The organism is Rouxiella badensis (assembly GCF_002093665.1).
GTDB classification, from domain to species: domain Bacteria; phylum Pseudomonadota; class Gammaproteobacteria; order Enterobacterales; family Enterobacteriaceae; genus Rouxiella; species Rouxiella badensis.
The window spans coordinates 1-21,235 of record NZ_MRWE01000001.1; the positions used below are offsets into that span (position 1 = coordinate 1).

16 protein-coding genes are annotated in these 21,235 nt (G+C 54.3%); 3 read left to right on the forward strand and 13 right to left on the reverse strand.

Features of this window, described 5'->3' with window-relative positions:
* Positions 1-355 precede the first annotated feature (355 nt).
* The 6 genes from gsiD to BS640_RS00030 all read right to left on the reverse strand — a co-directional run bounded on the left by gsiD (position 356) and on the right by BS640_RS00030 (position 7,297).
* Positions 356-1,276 carry a glutathione ABC transporter permease GsiD gene (gene gsiD / locus BS640_RS00005; protein WP_017492420.1) on the reverse strand — a complete coding sequence of 307 codons (921 nt, stop codon included), beginning with the start codon at positions 1,274-1,276 and terminating at the stop codon, positions 356-358.
* An 8-nt stretch (positions 1,277-1,284) separates the two neighbouring features.
* Complete coding sequence (gene gsiC, locus BS640_RS00010; RefSeq protein WP_017492421.1) at positions 1,285-2,205, reverse strand: glutathione ABC transporter permease GsiC; 921 nt, start codon at positions 2,203-2,205, stop codon at positions 1,285-1,287.
* A gap of 72 nt (positions 2,206-2,277) precedes the next feature.
* Positions 2,278-3,804: a glutathione ABC transporter substrate-binding protein GsiB gene (gene gsiB, locus BS640_RS00015; RefSeq protein ID WP_376783538.1), complete on the reverse strand. Its 1,527-nt coding sequence runs from the start codon at positions 3,802-3,804 to the stop codon at positions 2,278-2,280.
* A 68-nt stretch (positions 3,805-3,872) separates the two neighbouring features.
* Positions 3,873-5,789: a glutathione ABC transporter ATP-binding protein GsiA gene (gene gsiA, locus BS640_RS00020; protein WP_084911492.1), complete on the reverse strand. Its 1,917-nt coding sequence runs from the start codon at positions 5,787-5,789 to the stop codon at positions 3,873-3,875.
* 56 nt (positions 5,790-5,845) lie between these two features.
* Complete coding sequence (locus BS640_RS00025; RefSeq protein ID WP_017492424.1) at positions 5,846-6,844, reverse strand: isoaspartyl peptidase/L-asparaginase family protein; 999 nt, start codon at positions 6,842-6,844, stop codon at positions 5,846-5,848.
* A 222-nt stretch (positions 6,845-7,066) separates the two neighbouring features.
* The gene (locus BS640_RS00030; protein ID WP_009638252.1) at positions 7,067-7,297 is read right to left on the reverse strand and encodes a DeoR family transcriptional regulator; all 231 of its coding nucleotides are present in this window, start codon (positions 7,295-7,297) and stop codon (positions 7,067-7,069) included.
* 321 nt (positions 7,298-7,618) lie between these two features.
* On the opposite strand from BS640_RS00030, the gene moeA reads away from it, so the two are divergent.
* A complete protein-coding gene (gene moeA / locus BS640_RS00035) occupies positions 7,619-8,863 on the forward strand; it encodes a molybdopterin molybdotransferase MoeA (protein ID WP_084911495.1) in 1,245 nt (414 codons plus the stop codon).
* A gap of 1 nt (position 8,864) precedes the next feature.
* Positions 8,865-9,623, forward strand: a complete 759-nt coding sequence (gene moeB / locus BS640_RS00040; RefSeq protein WP_084911498.1) for a molybdopterin-synthase adenylyltransferase MoeB — start codon at positions 8,865-8,867, stop codon at positions 9,621-9,623.
* Positions 9,624-9,686: 63 nt separating this feature from the next.
* Here moeB and BS640_RS00045 read toward each other — a convergent pair whose 3' ends face one another.
* The 7 genes from BS640_RS00045 to betI all read right to left on the reverse strand — a co-directional run bounded on the left by BS640_RS00045 (position 9,687) and on the right by betI (position 18,783).
* Complete coding sequence (locus BS640_RS00045; RefSeq protein ID WP_081601415.1) at positions 9,687-11,282, reverse strand: ABC-F family ATPase; 1,596 nt, start codon at positions 11,280-11,282, stop codon at positions 9,687-9,689.
* Positions 11,283-11,416: 134 nt separating this feature from the next.
* Positions 11,417-12,277 (reverse strand): glycosyltransferase family protein, encoded by an 861-nt coding sequence (locus BS640_RS00050; protein ID WP_084911500.1) that lies wholly within the window; start codon positions 12,275-12,277, stop codon positions 11,417-11,419.
* A gap of 209 nt (positions 12,278-12,486) precedes the next feature.
* On the reverse strand, positions 12,487-13,359 hold the full coding sequence (locus BS640_RS00055) for a nucleoside-specific channel-forming protein Tsx (protein WP_017492429.1): 873 nt from the start codon (positions 13,357-13,359) through the stop codon (positions 12,487-12,489).
* 302 nt (positions 13,360-13,661) lie between these two features.
* On the reverse strand, positions 13,662-14,840 hold the full coding sequence (locus tag BS640_RS00060; protein ID WP_084911503.1) for a low temperature requirement protein A: 1,179 nt from the start codon (positions 14,838-14,840) through the stop codon (positions 13,662-13,664).
* A gap of 103 nt (positions 14,841-14,943) precedes the next feature.
* On the reverse strand, positions 14,944-16,644 hold the full coding sequence (gene betA / locus BS640_RS00065; protein ID WP_084911505.1) for a choline dehydrogenase: 1,701 nt from the start codon (positions 16,642-16,644) through the stop codon (positions 14,944-14,946).
* A 26-nt stretch (positions 16,645-16,670) separates the two neighbouring features.
* On the reverse strand, positions 16,671-18,143 hold the full coding sequence (gene betB / locus BS640_RS00070; RefSeq protein WP_084911507.1) for a betaine-aldehyde dehydrogenase: 1,473 nt from the start codon (positions 18,141-18,143) through the stop codon (positions 16,671-16,673).
* Positions 18,144-18,189: 46 nt separating this feature from the next.
* The gene (gene betI, locus BS640_RS00075) at positions 18,190-18,783 is read right to left on the reverse strand and encodes a transcriptional regulator BetI (RefSeq protein WP_017492434.1); all 594 of its coding nucleotides are present in this window, start codon (positions 18,781-18,783) and stop codon (positions 18,190-18,192) included.
* A gap of 407 nt (positions 18,784-19,190) precedes the next feature.
* Here betI and BS640_RS00080 point away from each other — a divergent pair, with 407 nt between their 5' ends.
* Positions 19,191-21,227 (forward strand): choline transporter, encoded by a 2,037-nt coding sequence (locus BS640_RS00080; RefSeq protein WP_084911510.1) that lies wholly within the window; start codon positions 19,191-19,193, stop codon positions 21,225-21,227.
* Positions 21,228-21,235 lie beyond the last annotated feature (8 nt).

The window sequence follows — 21,235 nt, forward strand, 5'->3', positions numbered from 1 at the left end:
TTAATAAACAAGGTGTTATCGTTATTCACGGGAAGTGGAGCCGCCATCATGGACAAAAGTGCTGAACGCCTGAATATAAATGTTGAATGCAAGACCTAACGCTTACTGATTGAAAAGTTAAATATCATTTACTAAAAAAGTAGTATTCTTACCCATTATTTATGTCAAATTTACATTTAAAATTTAAGGGTTTTATAAATAATTTCTATTTCAATTCATTACTTAGATTGAATGCTGTACCTTCCAGACAGGGTTTCTGAAGCGATAGACTATAGAGAGAAAAATAAAATGCCGCTTAAGTATTTGAGTCAGATTTGGGCAAAACAGGCTGCAATGCCCAATGAGATAAGGAGTCTTAGTTTTTCAATTTTGGATCCAGCGCGTCCCTCAGACCATCACCTAATAAATTAAACGCCAACACCGTCAAAAATATCGCCAGACTCGGGAAAATGGCTTCGTGCGGCGCCGTGACCATGTCCGCCCGCGCTTCGTTGAGCATTGCACCCCATTCCGGCGTCGGGGGCTGTGCCCCCATGCCGAGAAACGATAGGCTTGCCGCAGTAATAATCGATGTCCCGATGCGCATCGTAAAATACACCACAATCGAGGACAGCGTACCCGGCAGAATATGGCGAAACAGGATGGTGACATCCGACGCCCCAATGCTGCGCGCAGACTCGATATAAGTTAGCCCTTTCAGCACCAGCGTATTAGCACGCACCAGACGCGCGAAAGCGGGAATGCTGAAAATCGCCACCGCGACAATCACATTGGCCATGCCGTTGCCCATCACCGCTACGACGGCGATCGCCAGCAGGATACCAGGAAAGGCAAACAGCACGTCGCAGATGCGCATGGTGATTCTGTCCCACCAGCCCTCGTAGTAGCCTGCTATCAGTCCTAACAGGGTACCGATGGCCGCACCGAGGATAACCGACAACACGCCCGCCGCCAGCGAGATCCTCGCCCCCATCAGAATGCGGCTAAAGATATCACGCCCCAGTGAGTCCACGCCTAACCAGTGCAGCGGCGAGGGCCCTTCGTTCAGCCGATCGTAATCAAAATAATTTTCCGGATCGAACGGCACTAACCAGGGAGCAAAGGCCGCCGCCGCGATCAACAGGATGACAAACGCGCCCGCTATCAACGCAATATGCTGTTTGCGGAAACGTCGCCAGAATGCGCGCAGCGGCGTACGCACCGGCGGCTGGCTCAGGCTTTCTCGAGTTACTAATGGCATGGATGCCAGCGCGGCTTTGCGTCGCCAGTTTTTCATGCGCTCACTCACTTATATCGAATTGAAGGATTGATGACGGCATACAGCATGTCCACCAACAGGTTAATCAGTATGAACTCCAGCGAAAACAGCAGGACCTCCGCCTGTATCACCGGATAGTCGCGCATCTCGACGGAATCAATCAGTAAGCGTCCCAGTCCCGGCCAGTTAAAGACCTTCTCCACCACGATAGATCCGCCGAGCAGGAAACCAAACTGCAGGCCCATCATGGTCACCACCGGGATCATCGCGTTGCGAAGCCCGTGCTTAACCACGACCACGGACTCGCGAACCCCTTTGGCCCGCGCGGTGCGCATATAGTCTTCCTGCATGACCTCGACAAAAGACGCGCGGGTAAAGCGTGCCATGATTGAGGCCACCGCAGCTCCCAGCGTGATTGAGGGTAAAATATAGTTACGCCAGCCGTCTGCTCCGATAGTCGGTAACCAGCCCAGATTGACGGAAAAAATCTGCATCAACAGCATACCGAGCGCAAAGGCCGGGAACGAAATGCCCGATACGGCCAAGGCCATGCCCAGACGGTCGGGCCAGCGGTTGCGCCACACGGCGGACACTACGCCAATAATCAGCCCGAAAATCACCGACCACAGCATGCTGGTCAACGTTAAATAAAGTGTCGGCATAAAGCGGGACGCTATCTCATCGATAACCGGTCGCTTCGACACCATAGAATGACCAAAATCACCGCGCAGCGCATGGCCGAAGAAGGTCAGAAACTGCTGCCACAAAGGCTTATCCAGCCCCAGATCCTGACGAACCAGTTCCACCACGCTCTGATCGGCATCTTGCCCGGCCATCATACGCGCAGGATCACCCGGCAGCAGATGGACAAATAAAAACACCAACACGGCCACGATAAGCAAGGTTGGGATCAGGCCCAGCAGCCGTTTGATAAAATAATTCAGCATAATAAATGGTTAACTCGATCCATTGGGCCTTCCTGCAGTGCCCCGCGCGAAACCACGGGGCATGCAGTCATGCTATTTCACATCGGCATTATCAAAGTTGAACGACGTATCCGGCATCACGTAGAAACCGGTCAGACGCTTGTTGCTTGCCGACAGCAGGCGCTCGGTGGCCAGGAATGCCCACGGCGCGTCAGCCCAGATATGGTCCTGTGCATCTTTATACAGCTTGGCCTTAGCGGCTTTGTCGGTGGTATTCAGCGCATCGCTGAGATCTTTGTCGACCTGAGGATTGCTGTAGAAAGCGGTGTTAAACTGCTTCGGCGGTGCAGACTGCGTTGCAAACAGCGGCGTCAGCGCCCAGTCAGCTTCTCCCGTTGAAGCTGACCAGCCGGTATAGAACATCCGCAGACCCGACTCCTTCTGGCCTACGTTTTCAACCTGAGCCGCACGTTGCGCGGCGTCAAACGCGGTCACGGTTACCTTGATACCGACCTGCGCCAGCTGCTGCTGAGTGAACTGCAACACCTTCTGAGCAGTGCTCGAGTTGTGCGATGACCACAGCGTGGTGGTGAAACCGTTCGGATAACCAGCCTCTTTCAGCAGCTCGCGCGCCTTGGCCGGGTCGTAAGGCCATGGCTGATACTTAGCCGAATATTCGATGCTTGCAGGCAGTGGGCCTTCGGCAGGCACGGCGTAACCGGCAAACGCCACTTTGATCAGCGCCTGCTTGTTGATGGCATAGTTAATCGCCTGACGCACCTTCAGATTATCAAACGGCTTTTGCGTCACGTTGAAGCTGATATAACGCTGTAGGATCGACGGCGAGGTCACCAGCTGCAGCTTGCTGTTTTTCTCCAGCAGCGCCGCCTGCTCGTAAGGCACCGGATAGGCTAAATCCGCCTCGCCGGTTTGCAGCATCGCGGCGCGAGTGTTGTTATCGACGACCGGACGCCAGGTGATGGTATCCAGCTTTGGCTCACCCTTCTTCCAGTAGCCGTCAAATTTCTTCACCTTGACGAAGTCGGTCTGGTTCCACTGATCGAGGGTATAAGGGCCGGTTCCGACCGGATGGAAGCCAATGTCCTTGCCGTATTTCGTCAATGCAGCAGGGGAAATCATCACCGCAGAGGGGTGTGCCAGGTTATTGATAAAAGCGGAGAATGGCGCTTTCAGCACGATTTTAACCGTGGTCGCGTCGACAACCTCGGTTTTGGCGATCATTTTGAACAGGTTGTAGCGCTTGAGGTGGCTGTCAGGATTGCTGGCGCGATCGAGGTTAACTTTCACCGCCTGTGCGTTGAAATCGGTGCCGTCCTGGAACTTGATGCCCGGATGCAGCTTGATGGTGTAGGTCAGGCCATCCTGACTCACGGTGTAGCTGTCGGCCAGCACGTTGACCAACTTCATATCTTTATCAAAGCCGAACAGGCCCTGATAGAAGGATTTTGCCACCGCCTGAGAGAGCGTATCGTTGGCGTCATAAGGGTCAAGCGAGGTGAAATTTGAACCGACCGCAATCACTACGTCCTTCGCTGCCCAGGCCGAGCCGGAAGCCATCGCGCTGACCATTAAGGTCGCCAGAACGGCCTTGCGCACCATTTTCTGCTTCATACTGATTTCCTTTACCTTAGATTTATAAAAGACCCTGTAGAGGTACCCTTCGACTGTCAATAAACGCTGGCAATGGTATGACGGGCAACATAGTGCCCCTCAGAGACACGCACCAGCGGTGCAATAATAGGTTCATCGCCAATCGGGCGGATGGGGCTTGGAATTTCGTCCACCAGCAGCGCCTGCTCGGCGCGTCGATGGGAGGGATCGGCCACCGGCACGGCGGCCATCAACTTGCGGGTGTAGGGATGCTGTGGATTCTCGAATACCGCCGCACGCGGCCCTATTTCCACAATCTGCCCCAGATACATCACCGCAACGCGATGGCTGATGCGCTCCACGACCGCCATATCATGAGAAATAAACAGAAACGCGATGCCGAACTCTTTCTGTAAATCCATTAATAAATTGACAATTTGCGCCTGAATGGAGACGTCCAGCGCCGAGACCGACTCATCGGCGATAACCACCTTGGGGTTCAGCGCCAGCGCACGCGCGATACAGATTCGTTGCCTTTGGCCACCGGAAAACTCGTGCGGATAACGATCGGCGTGTTCAGGGAGCAGCCCGACCCGCTCGAGTAGCCAGGCGACGCGCGCTCTGGCCTCCTGCCGGGTGCCAATCTTATGCACCAATAGCGGTTCCATAATCGAATAACCGACGGTCAACCGTGGGTCGAGCGAGGCGTAAGGGTCTTGAAAAATGAACTGAATGTCACGACGAAGGTGCTGTAATGCGGCACCGGAAAGCTGCCCGGCATGCTCGCCGTCAAACACCGTTTTACCGTTGAAAATCACCGACCCGCTCTGGCTTTCGACCAACCTTAACAGCGAACGGCCGGTGGTGGATTTACCACAGCCCGACTCTCCCACCAGCGCCAGTGTCTCGCCGGGATAGAGGTCAAAACTGACCTTTTCCACCGCATGCACGTAGCGGGTTACGCGATTAAAGAGGCCGCTGCGCAGCGGAAAGCGCGTGACCAGATTGCGCACCTGCAAAATGGGAGGGGCACCGGGAACGAGCGTTGACTGCGTCAGCCCAGCGTCAGGGGGAGCAAGAGGATCTTCGACGACATTGAGCAGCGGGAAACGCGCAGGCAGCTGCGTTCCCTTCATCGCCCCAAGCCTCGGTACGGCCGCCAACAGGGCGCGGGTGTAGGAGTGCTGCGGGGTATGGAAAACGCGGCTCACGTCGCCCGTTTCGACGTTTTCCCCCTTGTACATGACCAGCACGCGGTCGGCGATTTCAGCGACGACGCCCATGTCATGGGTGATAAAAATCACCGCCATCTGCATCTCTTTTTGCAATACGCGGATGAGTTGCAGAATCTGCGCCTGAATGGTGACATCCAGCGCGGTGGTGGGTTCGTCAGCAATCAGCAAAGCCGGTTTGCACGACAGCGCCATGGCGATCATCACCCGCTGACGCATGCCGCCCGAGAGCTGGTGCGGATAGCTATCGAGGATATTTTTCGCCTGTGGGATACGCACCAGTTCCAGCATACGCAGCGCCTCTGCGCGAGCGGCCGCATGGCTCATGCCCTGATGCAGGCGAATCGACTCGGCAATCTGTTCCCCGACCGGAAACACCGGATTCAGCGAAGTCATCGGCTCCTGGAAAATCATCGCCATGTCCGCACCGCGCAGTCTGCGCATCTCGGACTGGCGTGCGGCGGTCAGGTCAATCACCTCACCCTTGCGGCGTCGAAAAAGGATTTTACCCTGATGGAGTACGCCACCGCCCTGCTCCACCAGACGCATTAAGGCCAGCGAGGTGACAGACTTTCCGGAACCAGATTCGCCGACGATAGCCAGCGTCTCACCGCGATTAACCTCGAAGCTGAGGTCACGCACTGCGTCAATGGCCTGCCCTTCATGCTCGAAACGGACGCTAAGATTACGTACCGACAGCACCTTTTCATCCGGCAAGGTCGGCACAGACAACGGCGAGGATTGAGAAATAATCTGGCTCACCAAGACTCCTTAAAATTTACGGCTCCCTGAATACTTTTGCTGCAACATAAGGAGACTTATCGATAAATAGCGACCTGCGGAGACTGGCCGACGTAGGCAAAACCGCGATACATGCCTTCACTGTTAAACGGCAGGCAGACGTTGCCGAAACGGTCGATAGCAATCATGCCGCCGGACCCGCCCAGCGCGCCGATTTTTTCCATGACCACTTTGTCGGTGGCCTGTTGCAGCGTCATGCCCGCATAGTCAATCAGCGCCGCCACGTCGTAGGCTGCCACGGTGCGCATAAATACTTCGCCAGTGCCGGTGCTGGAAATAGCGACCGTCTGGTTACTAGCGTAGCAGCCAGCGCCGATGATAGGCGTGTCGCCGACGCGTCCGGCCTGTTTATTGGTCATACCGCCGGTCGACGTTGCTGCTGCCAGATTACCCAAAGAATCCAGCGCCACGGCACCCACGGTGCCAAATTTGCGATCGGGATCCAAAGGATCGTCCGGCGCTGTCGCATTGAGCGTCGCCGCGTCGTGATCCAGCATGACGCCTTCACTGGCTCTGGCACGCATCAGCTGATCGTAACGTTCCTGGGTATAGAAATAGTCGGCAGAGACAATTTCCTGCCCATGCTCGCGGGCAAACGTTTCCGCGCCTGCGCCGGTAAACAGCACGTGCGGGCTTTCTTCCATGACCTTTCTGGCGGTCAGGATAGGGTTACGGATGTGGCTCACGCAGCTCACCGCGCCGGAGTCGAGCGTGCGGCCGTCCATGATGCAGGCGTCTAGTTCATGCGTGCCCTGATGGGTCATGACTGCGCCCGTCCCGGCGTTGAATAAAGGACACTCTTCAAGCAGGCGCACCGCTTCTGTTACCGCGTCGAGTGCGCTGCCGCCCGCCGCCAAAATGGCCTGACCGCTGCTGACAATCCGCTCCAGCGCCTGCAAATAGAGACGTTCTTTCTCCGGACTCATCGCCTTACGGGTGATGGCACCCGCACCGCCGTGAATAGCAATAGCCGCAGCGGGCTTTTCATTAACAGCAGTTGGAATTGTTGTGCTCATGTCATGCGCTCTTGGAGCCGAGAAGGCCGTATAAAGAATAATCGAGAATTTTGACTATATTTAGCCGGTCAGCGTATGTAAAGCTGAAAATGAAATCCAGCCTCATGACGCTAATTGCTTAGAATATTTATAGAAATTTAGTCAGGAGATCGAATAACGAAAGGGGTAAACAAAAAAAGGAAAATCAGCCACGCTGATTTTCCTTCTCTATATTGCGGGTGTTCAGCTGTGTGAGACGCGCTGCAAGCTGTTTATCCAACCGTACGAAGGCGGTGGATCTACACGACGTGCCCGACCATGGCGGCGCTGAATCAATCCTTTGTCTTGCATTTCGTTTAAGTCACGGCGAATCGTTTCCAGACTCACCTCTAACCAAAGCGCTAACTCGTTAACCTGAACTACCTCATGCTGATCCACCAGTTTCAGGATAGCCTGATGGCGGTTTTTTTTCATCACGATGTAACTCCAGATGCAGAAGACAATTTAGTGTGATAGCAGTCACAAAAAAGCGTGTAATCATACGACGGATCGGCAATCATTTTTGCGATCGATCTCATTCTTTTAGAATGTTTTCGCAAATTTTTCATTCTAAATAAACTTTTTTAATGCCGATTTCTGCTAATGCTGCCCGGCTTTACGCAGAGTTAATGCTCTGGCGTTAGTTTGGGGGTGAGTGTTTTTCTCTGGCATAATAAAAAGAGTGTTTTGTCACTTTGACCGGCGCACCTCGCATGCAGCCCTGCAGTCGTTAGCCGGTAATAAAAGGGTTTAATAATGGAAAATACGTTCACTTCAGGCCTGATTTCTCTGCAGGAAGCGCTGGATAAAATGCTCGCGCAGACCGCGCCGCTGACAAATGCCGCCACCGAATGGCTCCCTTTGACCGAATCCGCAGGTCGTATTACCGCCAGTCCGGTTCGCTCCCCCATTTTTGTCCCGCCGTTCGACAACTCGGCGATGGACGGCTATGCCCTGCGTCGCAGCGAATTTAGCGCCGACAAAATCTTCCCCGTTGCTGGCAAAGCCTTTGCCGGTGCTCCCTTCTCCGGCGAATGGCCTGCGGGGAGCTGCATCCGCATCATGACCGGCGCACAGATTCCTGAAGGCGCCGATGCGGTGGTTATGCAGGAAGAGGCTGAGGTTACCGACGCCGGTGTACGTTTCACCGCGCAGATCGAAGCCGGTCAAAATATTCGCCTCATCGGTGACGATATTCGTGAAGGACAGGAAGTCCTGGAAGCGGGTGTGAGACTCGGAGTGGCGCATCTGCCGCTCCTGGCCTCGCTCGGTATCGAAAAAGTTGAGGTAAACCGTCGCCTGAAGGTTGCCGTTTTCTCTACCGGTGACGAGCTACAGCCTGTCGGTACGCCATTGCAGGAAGGTCAAATCTACGACACCAACCGTTTCGCGGTGCATTTGATGCTCGACCAGCTGGGATGTGAGGTGCTGGATCTCGGTATTATCCGCGACTGCCCCGTTGCCCTGCGCCGCGCCTTTGAGCAGGCCGACGACTTTGCCGACTTAGTCATTAGCAGCGGCGGAGTGTCGGTGGGTGAAGCGGATTACACCAAAACGATGCTCGACGAGCTCGGTGAAATTGGTTTCTGGAAGCTGGCCATCAAGCCAGGTAAACCCTTTGCCTTCGGTAAGCTGAAAAACGCCTGGTTCTGCGGTCTGCCGGGTAATCCGGTCTCGGCCGTGCTGACCTTTTATCAGCTGGTACAGCCACTCATCGCCCAACTCTCGGCGCAGAGCGACTGGCGTCTGCCGCCGCGCCTGCGTGCCAGAGCGGCAACTCGTTTCAAGAAAACGCCGGGACGCCTCGATTTCCAGCGTGCCGTTTTCAACCATAACGCTCAAGGCGAGCTGGAAGCGTACACCACCGGACCGCAGGGCTCGCACGTGTTCAGTTCCTACAGCCTGGCAAACTGCTTTGTGGTACTTGAACGCGAGCGCGGTGACGTCGCTGTAGGAGAATGGGTTGAGGTTGAGCCTTTCAACGCGCTGTTAAAGGAATAAAATGATGACGCTGCCTGAACTGAGCGACGCCGAGACGCTGCGCTATAACCGCCAGATAGTGCTGCGCGGCTTTGATTTCGACGGGCAGGAAAAGCTCAAGGCCAGCCGTGCGCTGGTGGTCGGACTCGGTGGGCTAGGCTGTGCAGCCGCGCAGTATCTGGCCGCTGCCGGTATCGGTGCCCTCACCCTGCTCGATTTCGACAGCGTCTCGCTTTCCAATCTGCAACGCCAAACGCTGCACAGCGATGCGCGCATCGGCATGAAAAAAGTGGCCTCGGCAGCCATCGCGCTGGCGGCAGTGAATCCGCACGTCAGTTTGCAGCAAATCGACCAACGGCTTGAATCGGACGCGCTACTCGCGCTGATAGGCGAATGCGACGTGGTGCTCGACTGCACCGATAACGTCGCCACGCGTAATCAGTTGAACCAGGCCTGCTTTCAGCTCAAAAAGCCGCTGGTGTCCGGCGCGGCCATCCGTATGGAAGGGCAGATAAGCGTCTTCACCTATCGCGATGACGAGCCATGTTACCGCTGCCTGAGCCGGTTGTTTGGCGAAGAAGCGCTAACCTGCGTCGAGGCGGGCGTCATGGCCCCGCTGGTCGGCACCATCGGCAGTTTACAGGCGATGGAGAGTATTAAGCTGCTGACCGGCTATGGGGAAATCAAAAGCGGAAGGCTGCTAATGTTTGACGCCATGACGCTACAGTTTCGTGAAATGAAACTGCCAAAAAATCCGCGCTGCGACGTTTGCGGGCAATAGTGGAGACAAAAAAAGCCGGTCACAGAATGACCGGCCTTTCTATTGGCACAACAACCTGATTGATTAGTCGTTGATGCCCTGGCTGCGCAGGTAATCTTCGTAATTACCGGTGAAGTCAGTGATTTTGTTTGGCGTGATTTCAATGATACGCGACGCCAGTGAACTCACGAACTCGCGGTCGTGGGAAACGAAGATAAGTGTGCCTTCGTACATTTCCAGCGCCATGTTCAGCGATTCGATAGATTCCATATCAAGGTGGTTGGTGGGTTCATCCATAATCAGGATGTTAGGGCGCTGCATCATCAGCTTGCCGAACAGCATACGGCCCTTTTCACCACCGGAAAGCACTTTCACTTTCTTCTTGATATCGTCCTGACCAAACAGCAGACGGCCCAGAATACCGCGCACGGCCTGCTCGTCGTCCTTTTCGGACTTCCACTGGCTCATCCAGTCGAAAACGTTCAGCGAGTCGTCAAACTCGTATTCGTGGTCCTGCGCGTAGTAACCAATTTTGCAGTTTTCAGACCATTTCACGGTCCCACTGTCAGGCTGAGCATCACCGACCAGCGTTTTCAGCATGGTGGATTTACCCACGCCGTTGGCACCCAGAATCGCAACTTTTTCGCCAACTTCGAGCATCAGGCTGAAGTCTTTGAACAGCGGGCCGTTGTCGAAGCCTTTAGTAAGCTTTTCAACTTCCAGCGCGTTACGGAACAGTTTCTTGTCCTGCTCGAAGCGCATGTAAGGGTTCTGACGGCTGGAGGCCTTGATCTCGTCGAGCTGGATTTTATCAATCTGGCGCGCACGTGACGTTGCCTGCTTGGACTTGGAGGCGTTGGCGCTAAAGCGGCTAACAAAGGACTGCAGCTCGGCAATCTGTGCCTTCTTCTTGGCGTTGTCGGCAGTCAGACGTTCACGCGCCTGAGTTGCGGCCGTCATATACTCGTCGTAGTTGCCCGGATAAACGCGCAGCTCGCCGTAGTCCAGGTCAGCCATGTGGGTACAAACCATGTTTAGGAAGTGACGGTCGTGCGAAATGATGATCATGGTGCTGTTACGTTCGTTCAGCACCTGCTCGAGCCAGCGAATAGTGTCGATGTCGAGGTTGTTCGTTGGTTCGTCGAGCAGCAGAATTTCTGGGTCAGAGAACAGCGCCTGTGCCAGCAATACGCGCAGCTTGAAGCCTGGAGCGATTTCGCTCATCGGGCCGTAATGTTGCTCAACAGGGATACCGACACCCAGCAAAAGTTCGCCAGCACGCGACTCGGCGCTGTAGCCGTCCATTTCGCCGTAGGCAACTTCGAGGTCGGCCACTTTATAGCCGTCTTCTTCGCTCATTTCTGGCAAAGCGTAAATTCTGTCGCGCTCTTCTTTGACTTCCCACAGCTCGGAGTGACCCATGATGACGGTGTCGAGAACGCTGTACTGTTCGAAGGCGAACTGGTCCTGACGAAGTTTACCGAGACGCTCGTTCGGGTCGAGCACGACGTTACCGCCGGAGGGAACAAGGTCGCCACCGAGGATTTTCATAAAGGTAGATTTGCCACAGCCGTTCGCGCCGATCAAACCATAACGGTTACCGCCGCCAAACTTAACGGAAATGTTTTCAAATAGCGGCTTGCTGCCGAATTGCATGGTGATGTTGTAAGTACTTAGCACAGAGCTCGCTCTTAAGTTTAATTGAGTTACGTGATTTGGCGCGCATTATGCCATAAACAGGGGAAGAGATCGTGCGAAGTTTTGGTGAATTATTGCGCTATCCGTAGGAATAGCGCATGTGAAAGCCTTAAAACTTAGCTCACCAGGCTGCCAAAGAGACGTTTGAGGAGCGGTTTTCTTTTTTTGTTGCCGGAGGTGTTTTGCGACTGTTTATTGAATTCGCCGAAGACCTCAGGATTGCGATAGTCGTCGATGGAATACCCTGCGGCAATTGCTTCATGATAGTACTGCTCAAACACGTCAGCGAGCTCCTGGCGCGGATGCGGCTCAATTCTGCCGTCAAACCAGTGTCCCTTCTGCTCGGCCTGCAAACGCGGCAGTGAAAACTGATGCGAGAACTGAGTATCCATCTTGGAGTAATGCACTGCCTTCAGCTGCTCAAGCGGGATGTCATCCCCGTCGATATTGCTATATTCCGCGCCCAATGGCTGAACTTTGTGCGGATTTTCCTCAAAGAAATTTTGCAGCTTTTTATGGCCAAGGGGGTCGCGGTGCAACTGATGGATATCAGGCACAACCGCTTTGGCGGCCGCACAGTCCCACACTAGCTCACCCAGACGCAGCTCTCTTCCTGCGCCGGAAGCCAGTATCGCCCGGCCTCCGCCGATCGGGTGATTCCACATCTCGGCAACGTCGCTCATGAACATGATGTCGGCGTCGAGATACAGTGCCCTTCCCTCAAAGTTGCAGTACGCCGGAATGCCCCAGCGAAAAGCCGAGAAAGGCGTTGCCCAACGATCGGTAGTCCAGCCACTGCCTTTGCCGTCGGAATACCAGAAACTGTCGGGGTTACGCGAAAGCCTCATCCATTCAATTTCAATCGGAATAGAAGAGTGTTTACGCAGACTGTATTCCAGCACCATCATTTGTTCGAGATCACAATCGTTGGGATCGCAACCGACAAAAATACGCGCAACATGAGAAGAAGGGAGCATATAAATAATCCTTTTTACAATCAACCCAGCAACAATTACACAATCTTAATAGATAGTTCAAATTGTGGAGAAGCGCAGGCGATTTTCATAATGATTTCTTAATTTTTCCCCAAACTAATGCAAAATAATTAAACGAAAGTTAAACGAATAAAAAACCGCCGCAGGAATGCTCCTCTGCGACGGTTTTTTTATTGTTTTAAAACAATTAATTAGAAACTGTAGCCGATCACTGCGTAGTAACCCCATCCGGTGGTCTTCGCCGTGAAGTTGCCGTTACCGAAGTTGAGTTCAGTTCCGTCAGCCCACTGACCGCCGTTATGGAAGTAACGCGCCACCAGCGAGTAGTGCCAGTGCGCATAGTTCAGCGCCAGGATGTGGCTTGAAGCGATGGAGTGGTTAGTGCGCGAGTAGTTTTCGTTGTCCGCCAGCTGCGAACCGAAATCGAAGTTAGTGAAACCGATGTAGCTGACCTTCCCGCCCCACATCTCACCCAGTGGCAAGAAGTATTTAACCTTGAAACGGTAGCCGTCCCACTGGTTCTCATTCGCTGCACCATAGTTCTGCCACTGGTATTTAGCATAAATATTCAGAGACAGGTTCAGCGGGGTGTAAGTGTTAACGTCGGTGCCCAGCCCCATATACCAGGTGTTCTGGCGGTTGGCGTTATTCGGCCCCATATCGTAGATATAGTTGTTGGCGAAATACCACTCTTTGAACGGACCGAAGCTCAGGTCTTTACCGGTCAGCTTATCGATAGAGAAACGCGGTTCAATCTCCATGAACAACGGAGAACCGACCCCCTTGTCCCACATACCGTTATCATTGCCGTTGCCTGTGCCAAAGAATTTAGGCAAGTCAACATAACCGTAAAAATCAAACCAGTCTTTATGCGCGAAGGCTTCATACTCGAGATACAGATCGTTATTTTCCTGCGGTCCAAAACGGGTGTGATAGCTGCCAACGACGTTGACGCTCTGATGCCACCAGTCGGAAACATATTGATCTTTGCCGTCGTCAGCAAGCGTTTGCGCGCTGTAAGAAGAAACGAGAAGTGCACCTGCTAGTAAAATTTTAGTTTTCATGGGTTACCAGAAGCAATGAGAAAGCAACTCCCTGTATCAAGGAGACTGTGGGTGTTAAAAACGAACAAAAATGACAAGGCAAAATTCGGCAACATTCCGGGAAAAAACGCGTTCAAAAAAACGCCTTCTCAGAAAAATCTGTAGCCGCCCCTAGCGCCGCCTCTTAATTATCGATTCGGTCAACATTTGTCAATTTACGTTTCATTTTCATACACTCTTTATGTGATCGATATCACATAAAGTTCATCTTTCTGTGATTCTGCTTTCTGGCTTCTGTCTTTTCAAAAAATGCTGCATAAATGCTATGGAGATGTTACTTCCGTTTTCCTGGCCCGCGAGATGCTCTCCCATGCGGCGACTACAATGACAATAAGCGTCGTGAGCCCGTTTACCATCAGCACGTCAGTAACGAAACTGAACGGCACAAGCACAACCAACGCAGCGATGCCGACAAGATGTGATAACGGGATACGTTGATAAACAAAAAGTTTATAGACCGCATTGGCGCAGAGATAAACCAGAGGCCCGCCTATCAGCACGGCTGCCGTGAGGGTATTGATGTGGCTTGCTGGCTCGTTGATAACCCGCTCATTCGCCACCGCACAGACAATTATCGCGCCGACCAGCACCACGTGAACGTAGTGAAATCTGGCCCCCATTTTTCCGGGATCTTTCGCATGGACGATCGCTTCACTTCCGGCTTTACTGGAGGTATCAAAGTAAATCCACCACAGCGCCAAACTGCCTACGAAGGCGACGAGTGAGGCAATAATCACCGGGGGAGTCCACGGCGTGAGCTCACTCAAGGTCGCGCCGGTGATCAAAATGGTTTCACCCAAGGCGACGATAACAAACAGCTGATTGCGCTCGGCGAGATGATGCCCGTCAATCGTCCACTCACGGCGGCTGCTTGAACGTCCCAATCCGGGTAGCGGAAAACCAAACATCGGTGACACATATTCGCACAGCACTGCGATGGCCCAGAGCAGCAGCCTGGTCTCACCCTGACAAACGCCACCCGCCAGCCAGAACACCGCCGAGATAGACACCCAACCAAGAATACGTTTGAAATTGCCTGAGAGCGCATGTTGCCAGCCAAGCATGTTCAGCACGCACAGCGTACGCCCCACCTGTATCAGCACCAGAAACAGAGCGAACACTCCCCCGCGTTGGCCAAAAGCCTCAGGGATTGCCGAGGACATAAACAGCCCCATCAGCATTACGGCAAACAACATCAGGCGCACGCTACGCAGATCAGGGTTAAACCAGTTGGTCACCCAGGCAGTGTACTGCCACGCCAGCCAGACCGCGAACCACATGACCAGCGTTTGCAGCGCGCCAGTCCAGCTGAGGTGATGCAGGAGATAATGTGAAAGCTGGGTGACCGCAAAGACATAGATGAGGTCAAACAGCAGTTCGGAATAGGAGACCGACGCTTCATGGCCGTTGCGTTCACGCAGTAGCGGGTGGGATTGATTCATGGAAACCTCTCGGACGCTGAAAAGGACCAGACATAAAAAAAGAGATAACCCGAGGTTATCTCTTTTCATCATGCCTTAAGCGTTCTAGGCGGTAAATCTATGCTCAGGCGCTTTTTTTCAGCGTCACGGCCTTCAGGGGTTCGCCTCTGACCGGCGCACCGTCGGCCACATAATACTCGGCGGTGCTTTTCGGCAGCGCCTCGCGGCCCCGAATAGAATCGGCAATTTTCTCGGCGATCATGATGGTCGTCGCGTTCAGGTTGCCGGTGATTATCTGCGGCATGATGGATGCATCCACCACGCGCAGCCCCTGCATCCCGTGTACACGGCCCTGCCCGTCAACCACCGCCATCTCGTCGCTGCCCATTTTACAGGTACAGGATGGATGGAACGCCGTCTCGGCATGCTCACGCACGAAGGCATCAAGTTCTTCATCACTCTGCACCTCAATACCCGGACTGATTTCACGTCCGCGATAAGGGTCAAGCGCAGGCTGATTCATAATTTCGCGGGTGATGCGAATCGCGTCGCGAAACTCCTGCCAGTCCTGTTCGGTAGACATATAGTTGAACAGGATGCTCGGATGCTGGCGAGGATCCTTGGATTTCACCTGCACGCGGCCACGGCTTGGTGAACGCATCGAGCCAACGTGTGCCTGGAATCCGTGCTCTTTCACCGCGTTGCTGCCGTTGTAGTTAATCGCCACCGGCAGGAAGTGATACTGAATGTTCGGCCAGTCGAACTCTTCGCGGCTGCGAATAAAGCCACCGGCCTCAAACTGGTTGCTCGCGCCCACGCCGGTCCCGTTAAACAGCCATTCCGCACCGATTTTCGGCTGATTAAACCATTGCAGCGCCGGGTACAGCGACACCGGTTGTTTACAGCTGTACTGTAGATACATCTCCAGATGGTCCTGCAGGTTCTCACCCACGCCCGGAAGGTCATGAACCACGGGAATATCCAGCGAAGTCAGCAATGCTGCCGGGCCGACGCCTGAACGTTGCAGGATTTGCGGAGAAGCTATCGCGCCGCTGCACAGCAGAACCTCACGTTTGGCACGCACCTCGATGGGATGCAGGTCGTCTCCCTTCATGTAGCTCACGCCGACAGCTTTCTTGCCGTCGAACAGGATGCGGTCAGTCAACGCGTGCGTCACGATAGTCAGGTTGGCGCGCGGTCTTGCCTGATCCAGATAGCCTCGCGCCGTGCTCGCACGACGGCCTTTTGGCGTCACGGTGCGGTCCATCGGACCGAAGCCTTCCTGCTGATAGCCGTTGAGGTCATCGGTGCGCGGATAACCCGCCTGTACGCCCGCCTCGACCATCGCGTGGAACAGCGGATTATTGCCGGTTTTCGGCGTGGTCACGCTGACCGGACCGTCCCCGCCGTGGAAATCATTCGCGCCGATGTCGCGCGTTTCCGCTTTACGGAAATACGGCAGGCAGTCCAGATAGCTCCAGTTTTCAAGGCCCGGTGCTTTCGCCCAGTTGTCGAAGTCCATCGCGTTACCGCGGATATAGCACATGCCGTTGATAAGCGATGACCCCCCCAGCCCTTTACCCCGGCCACACTCCATGCGGCGGTTGTTCATGTGCGGCTCAGGGTCGGTCTCATAGGCCCAGTTATAGCGACGCCCCTGTAAAGGGAAAGCCAACGCGGCAGGCATCTGGGTACGGAAATCGGCACGATAGTCCGGACCGCCCGCCTCGAGCAGCAGCACGTTGACGCTGCTGTCTTCGGTTAATCGGGTCGCTAATACGTTACCGGCAGAACCGGCACCAATAATGATGTAATCGTAATCCATTGAAATCTCCTCTTGCGGTCGGCGGTTTAAAACACCGAACTAAATTCGCCCAGCTCAACCTGCACGGATTTGATTTGTGTGTAATGTTCGAGAGTACTCACGCCGTTTTCACGGCCTACGCCTGAATGTTTGTAGCCCCCCACCGGCATCTCTGCCGCCGATTCGCCCCAGGTGTTGATCCAACAGATGCCAGCCTCGAGCTGGTGAATCACCCGGTGCGCCGCATTCAGGTCGCGCGTCACCAGTCCGGCCGCCAGGCCAAAGTCAGTGTCATTAGCGCGACGCACCACTTCTTCTTCGCTTTCATAGGTCAGAATGCTCATGACCGGGCCGAAGATCTCTTCACGGACGATTTCCATGTCATCCGTGCAGTCGGAAAATACCGTGGGCGCAACGAAAGCGCCTTTGCCGTATTCGCCGTCGGTGACGCGGTGACCGCCCGCCAGCAGACGAGCTCCGTCCCGCTTACCGCTTTCGATAAAGCGCAGCACGTTTTCCATGTGCGGGAAGCTGACCAGTGGCCCAAAGTTGACCTGCTCGTCGGTCGGCAGGCCCAGCTTGATACGCTTGACGCGTTCAACGATTTTCCCTTCGAACTCGGCCTGCAAATGTTTTGGCACAAACACGCGCGTGCCGTTGGTGCACACCTGACCGGAGCTGTAGAAGTTGGCCATCATCGCGATATCCGCCGCCAGATCCAAATTGGCATCCGGGAAGATAATCAGCGGCGACTTGCCGCCCAATTCCATGGTCACTTCTTTCAGCGTCGAAGCTGAGGCGCTCGACATCACCTTCTTGCCGGTAACCACGCCGCCGGTGAAGGAGATTTTTGCGATCCCCGGATGCTCGGTCAGATACTGTCCAATCTCGGCCCCGTTACCGGTCAGCACGCTAAACACGCCGTCCGGCACACCCGCTTCGGTATAGATTTCAGCCAGCTTGAGCGCGGTTAGCGAGGTAACCTCACTCGGCTTGAAGATCATGGCGTTACCCGCCGCCAGTGCCGGTGCAGACTTCCACAACGCAATCTGAATCGGATAGTTCCAGGCACCGATACCGGCGACCACGCCCAGCGGCTCACGACGCGTATAAACGAACGAGGTGTCGCGCAGCGGGATCTGCTGGCCTTCGATGGCCGGGATCAGACCGGCGTAATATTCCAGCACGTCGGCACCGGTGACGATGTCCACGGCGGTGGTTTCAGACAGCGGTTTTCCGGTGTCCAGCGTTTCAATTTGCGCCAGTTCGTCGTTGCGTTCACGCAGGATATCCACGGCTTTGCGCAGGATGCGGGAGCGCTGCATGGCTGTCATCGCGGCCCAGACTTTCTGTCCCTTCTGCGCCGCTTCTACCGCACGGTCAAGATCTTCGCGGGACGCAGAAGCAATCTCGGCGAGGATTTCACCGTTGGCCGGGTTGATGGCCGGAAAAGTTTCACCGCCGGTGCTGTCCTGATAGCGACCGTCGATATAAAGTTTTTGCATGCCAAAGCGGGACATAAGTTCTCCTGTTTCAAAGCGGGCGACAAAGTGAAGGCATTGACCTTCAGCGTGCGGCAGACTGCGCCAGTGATTCGATGTAGCGATGCGTAATCAGCAACGCTTCCTGACGGTCAAACACCTGGTGACTCAGTGCGCTGCGTAACCACAAACCGTCAATCAGTCCTGCCAGGCCTTTCGCCGCCAGACGCGCCTCGTGATGAGGTAAAAATCGTCGAAATTCGACGCATAGATTCGAGTAGAGCCTTCTACTGTTGACCTGCTGCAAACGGTACAGCTGGGGGTGATGCATGCTGCTGGCCCAAAAGGCCAACCAGGTTTTCATCGCCGGATCGTTGGTCTGCCCTTCATCAAAGTTTGCCTGTGCAATCGCCCGTAAACGCGCGGTCGGCGCATCGTCGTTAAGCGTAGCCAGTCGTTGCTTAACGCTGTCGCCGAGGTGGCTCAGCAGATAACGCATCGTCGCCTCGAGCAGTCCGTTCTTGTCACGAAAATAGTGACTGATGATGCCGTTGGATACGCCCGCTCGACGGGCAATCTGGGCAATCGAGGCGTCATGCATGCCAACCTCGTTCACGGCGGCAAGCGTCGCATCAATTAACTGCTGCCGCCGAATCGGCTGCATTCCAACTTTTGGCATTGACTCCACTCCTGAAAATGGCGTGATGAAACGGCTGTATTGATGCCTGTTTCAATTTTATTTAACGCCGGAACTGTCCCTATTAAACTTTTTTTTGATTGAACGTTCAATAAAAAATGAATATATTTTATTACCGTCTGGTAACGAATTTGTAGAAACATTGAGGCAAATTCTTTCACAAGCGGTTGATAAAAAGCAGGTTACTGGCAATATCAGAACTTGCTTATTTTCAGGTCGATGAAGGCGTTTTAAAGCCAGTGCACTCAGCGGATCTCCTGTCAGGACATTTTTTTAGCGTCATAAACCTTGTCCCCGGTGTTCTTGATATGCGCTAAGGCGCGCTGCTTTTAAACACCACTCCCGACCTTGTGTTTTGTCTTTTATGACCTTTGGAAAACGGGAAAACGATGGCTTCTATCGAACTTTCGGAAAAACCTAAAGACTCGCTAAACAAGGTGGTATTTTTTACCTCGGCGGGGCTGATTCTGGCCTTTACGCTGATGACCATTTTCTTTACCGATATCTCGGGAAAAGCAATTAGCGTGGCGCTGGAATGGGTATCAGCCACCTTCGGCTGGTATTACATGCTGGCCGCAACGCTGTACATTGTGTTTGTGGTATTTATCGCCAGCTCGCGCTTTGGCTCTATCAAGCTCGGGCCCGAGCAGTCAAAACCTGAATTCTCCATGATGAGCTGGGCCTCGATGCTGTTTGCCGCCGGTATTGGTATCGACCTGATGTTCTTCTCGGTAGCCGAACCGGTCACGCAATATATGATGCCGCCGGAAGGCCAGGGCCAGAACATTGCGGCGGCACGCCAGGCGATGGTCTGGACGCTGTTCCACTACGGCCTGACCGGCTGGTCAATGTATGCGCTGATGGGTATCGCGCTCGGTTATTTCAGCTATCGCTACAATCTTCCGCTGACCATCCGCTCGGCGCTGTATCCTATTTTCGGCAAGAAAATCTACGGCCCGATTGGCCACAGCGTGGATATTGCGGCGGTGGTCGGCACTATCTTTGGTATCGCCACGACCTTGGGTATTGGGGTGGTTCAGCTAAACTACGGCCTGAAAGTGCTGTTCCATATCCCGGAAGGTCTGGGGGTGCAGGCGGCGCTGATTTTGCTGTCGGTAATAATGGCCACAGTGTCGGTCACTTCGGGCGTCAACAAGGGCATTCGTATTCTTTCCGAATTGAACGTGCTGCTGGCGCTGGGGCTTATCCTGTTCCTGCTGTTCTTCGGCAATACCGAGTTCCTGCTCAATGCGCTGGTGCTGAATATTGGTGATTACATCAATCGCTTTATGGGCATGACGCTCAACACCTTCGCCTTTGACCGCCCAACGCAGTGGATGAACAGCTGGACCCTCTTCTTCTGGGCCTGGTGGGTTGCCTGGTCGCCGTTTGTGGGCCTGTTCCTGGCGCGTATTTCGCGTGGCAGAACCATTCGCCAGTTCGTGCTGGGGACGCTGATTATTCCGTTTGTGTTCACGCTGTTCTGGCTGTCTATTTTCGGCAACAGCGCGCTGTATCAGATTCTGCACGGCAATATTGCCTTCGCCAACGAAGTGATTGCGCACCCGGAGCGCGGCGTTTACAGCCTGCTGGCGCAGTATCCAGGCTTTACGCTGAGCGCCTCTGTAGCAACCATCACCGGCCTGCTGTTCTACGTTACCTCGGCCGACTCTGGCTCGCTGGTACTGGGGAACTTCACCTCTAAGCTGGCCGATATCAACAACGATGCCCCCAACTGGCTGCGCATCTTCTGGTCCGTCACCATCGGCGTGCTGACGCTGGGAATGTTGATGACCGACGGCGTATCAGCGCTGCAAAACACGACGGTTATCATGGGACTGCCGTTTAGCTTCGTTATCTTCTTTGTGATGGCGGGACTGTATAAATCGCTGCGTCTTGAGGATTATCGACGTGCCAGTACGCTGCAAAACTTTGCGCCTGCGACACCGTCCGCCGGTGATGCAGCACTGAACTGGAAGCAGCGTCTGTCGAGGGTGATGAACTTCCCGGGAACCACGCACACGCAGAAGATGCTGGATATTGTCTGCCGTCCTGCGATGCAGGAGGTAGCGAACGAGCTGAAGCTGCGCGGTGCCAAGGTAGAATTTACCGAAGGCGCACCGGTGGATGATGAGAAACTCAACCATCTGGAGCTGCTGGTCAAGCTGGGTGAAGAGCAGAACTTTATCTATCAGATTTGGCCGCAGCGCTACGCCGTACCGGGCTTCACCTATCGCGCGCGTTCGGGCAAATCGCACTATTATCGCCTGGAAACCTTTTTGCTAGAGGGCACGCAGGGCAATGACCTGATGGACTTTACCAAGCATCAGGTGATCAACGATATTCTGGACCAGTACGAGCGTCACCTAAACTTCCTGCACATCAATCGGGAAGCGCCGGGCAATACATTGACGTTTCCGGAGTAACGGGGATT

Coding starts and splice junctions, on each gene's coding strand:
- BS640_RS00060 (WP_084911503.1), bottom strand. CDS start 14,840: ATGAATCAATCCCACCCGCTACTGCGTGAACGCAACGGCCATGAAGCG.
- BS640_RS00025 (WP_017492424.1), bottom strand. CDS start 6,844: ATGAGCACAACAATTCCAACTGCTGTTAATGAAAAGCCCGCTGCGGCT.
- BS640_RS00030 (WP_009638252.1), bottom strand. CDS start 7,297: ATGAAAAAAAACCGCCATCAGGCTATCCTGAAACTGGTGGATCAGCAT.
- BS640_RS00080 (WP_084911510.1), top strand. CDS start 19,191: ATGGCTTCTATCGAACTTTCGGAAAAACCTAAAGACTCGCTAAACAAG.
- gsiC (WP_017492421.1), bottom strand. CDS start 2,205: ATGCTGAATTATTTTATCAAACGGCTGCTGGGCCTGATCCCAACCTTG.
- gsiB (WP_376783538.1), bottom strand. CDS start 3,804: ATGGTGCGCAAGGCCGTTCTGGCGACCTTAATGGTCAGCGCGATGGCT.
- betI (WP_017492434.1), bottom strand. CDS start 18,783: ATGCCAAAAGTTGGAATGCAGCCGATTCGGCGGCAGCAGTTAATTGAT.
- gsiD (WP_017492420.1), bottom strand. CDS start 1,276: ATGAAAAACTGGCGACGCAAAGCCGCGCTGGCATCCATGCCATTAGTA.
- moeA (WP_084911495.1), top strand. CDS start 7,619: ATGGAAAATACGTTCACTTCAGGCCTGATTTCTCTGCAGGAAGCGCTG.
- betA (WP_084911505.1), bottom strand. CDS start 16,644: ATGGATTACGATTACATCATTATTGGTGCCGGTTCTGCCGGTAACGTA.
- moeB (WP_084911498.1), top strand. CDS start 8,865: ATGATGACGCTGCCTGAACTGAGCGACGCCGAGACGCTGCGCTATAAC.
- BS640_RS00050 (WP_084911500.1), bottom strand. CDS start 12,277: ATGCTCCCTTCTTCTCATGTTGCGCGTATTTTTGTCGGTTGCGATCCC.
- betB (WP_084911507.1), bottom strand. CDS start 18,143: ATGTCCCGCTTTGGCATGCAAAAACTTTATATCGACGGTCGCTATCAG.
- BS640_RS00055 (WP_017492429.1), bottom strand. CDS start 13,359: ATGAAAACTAAAATTTTACTAGCAGGTGCACTTCTCGTTTCTTCTTAC.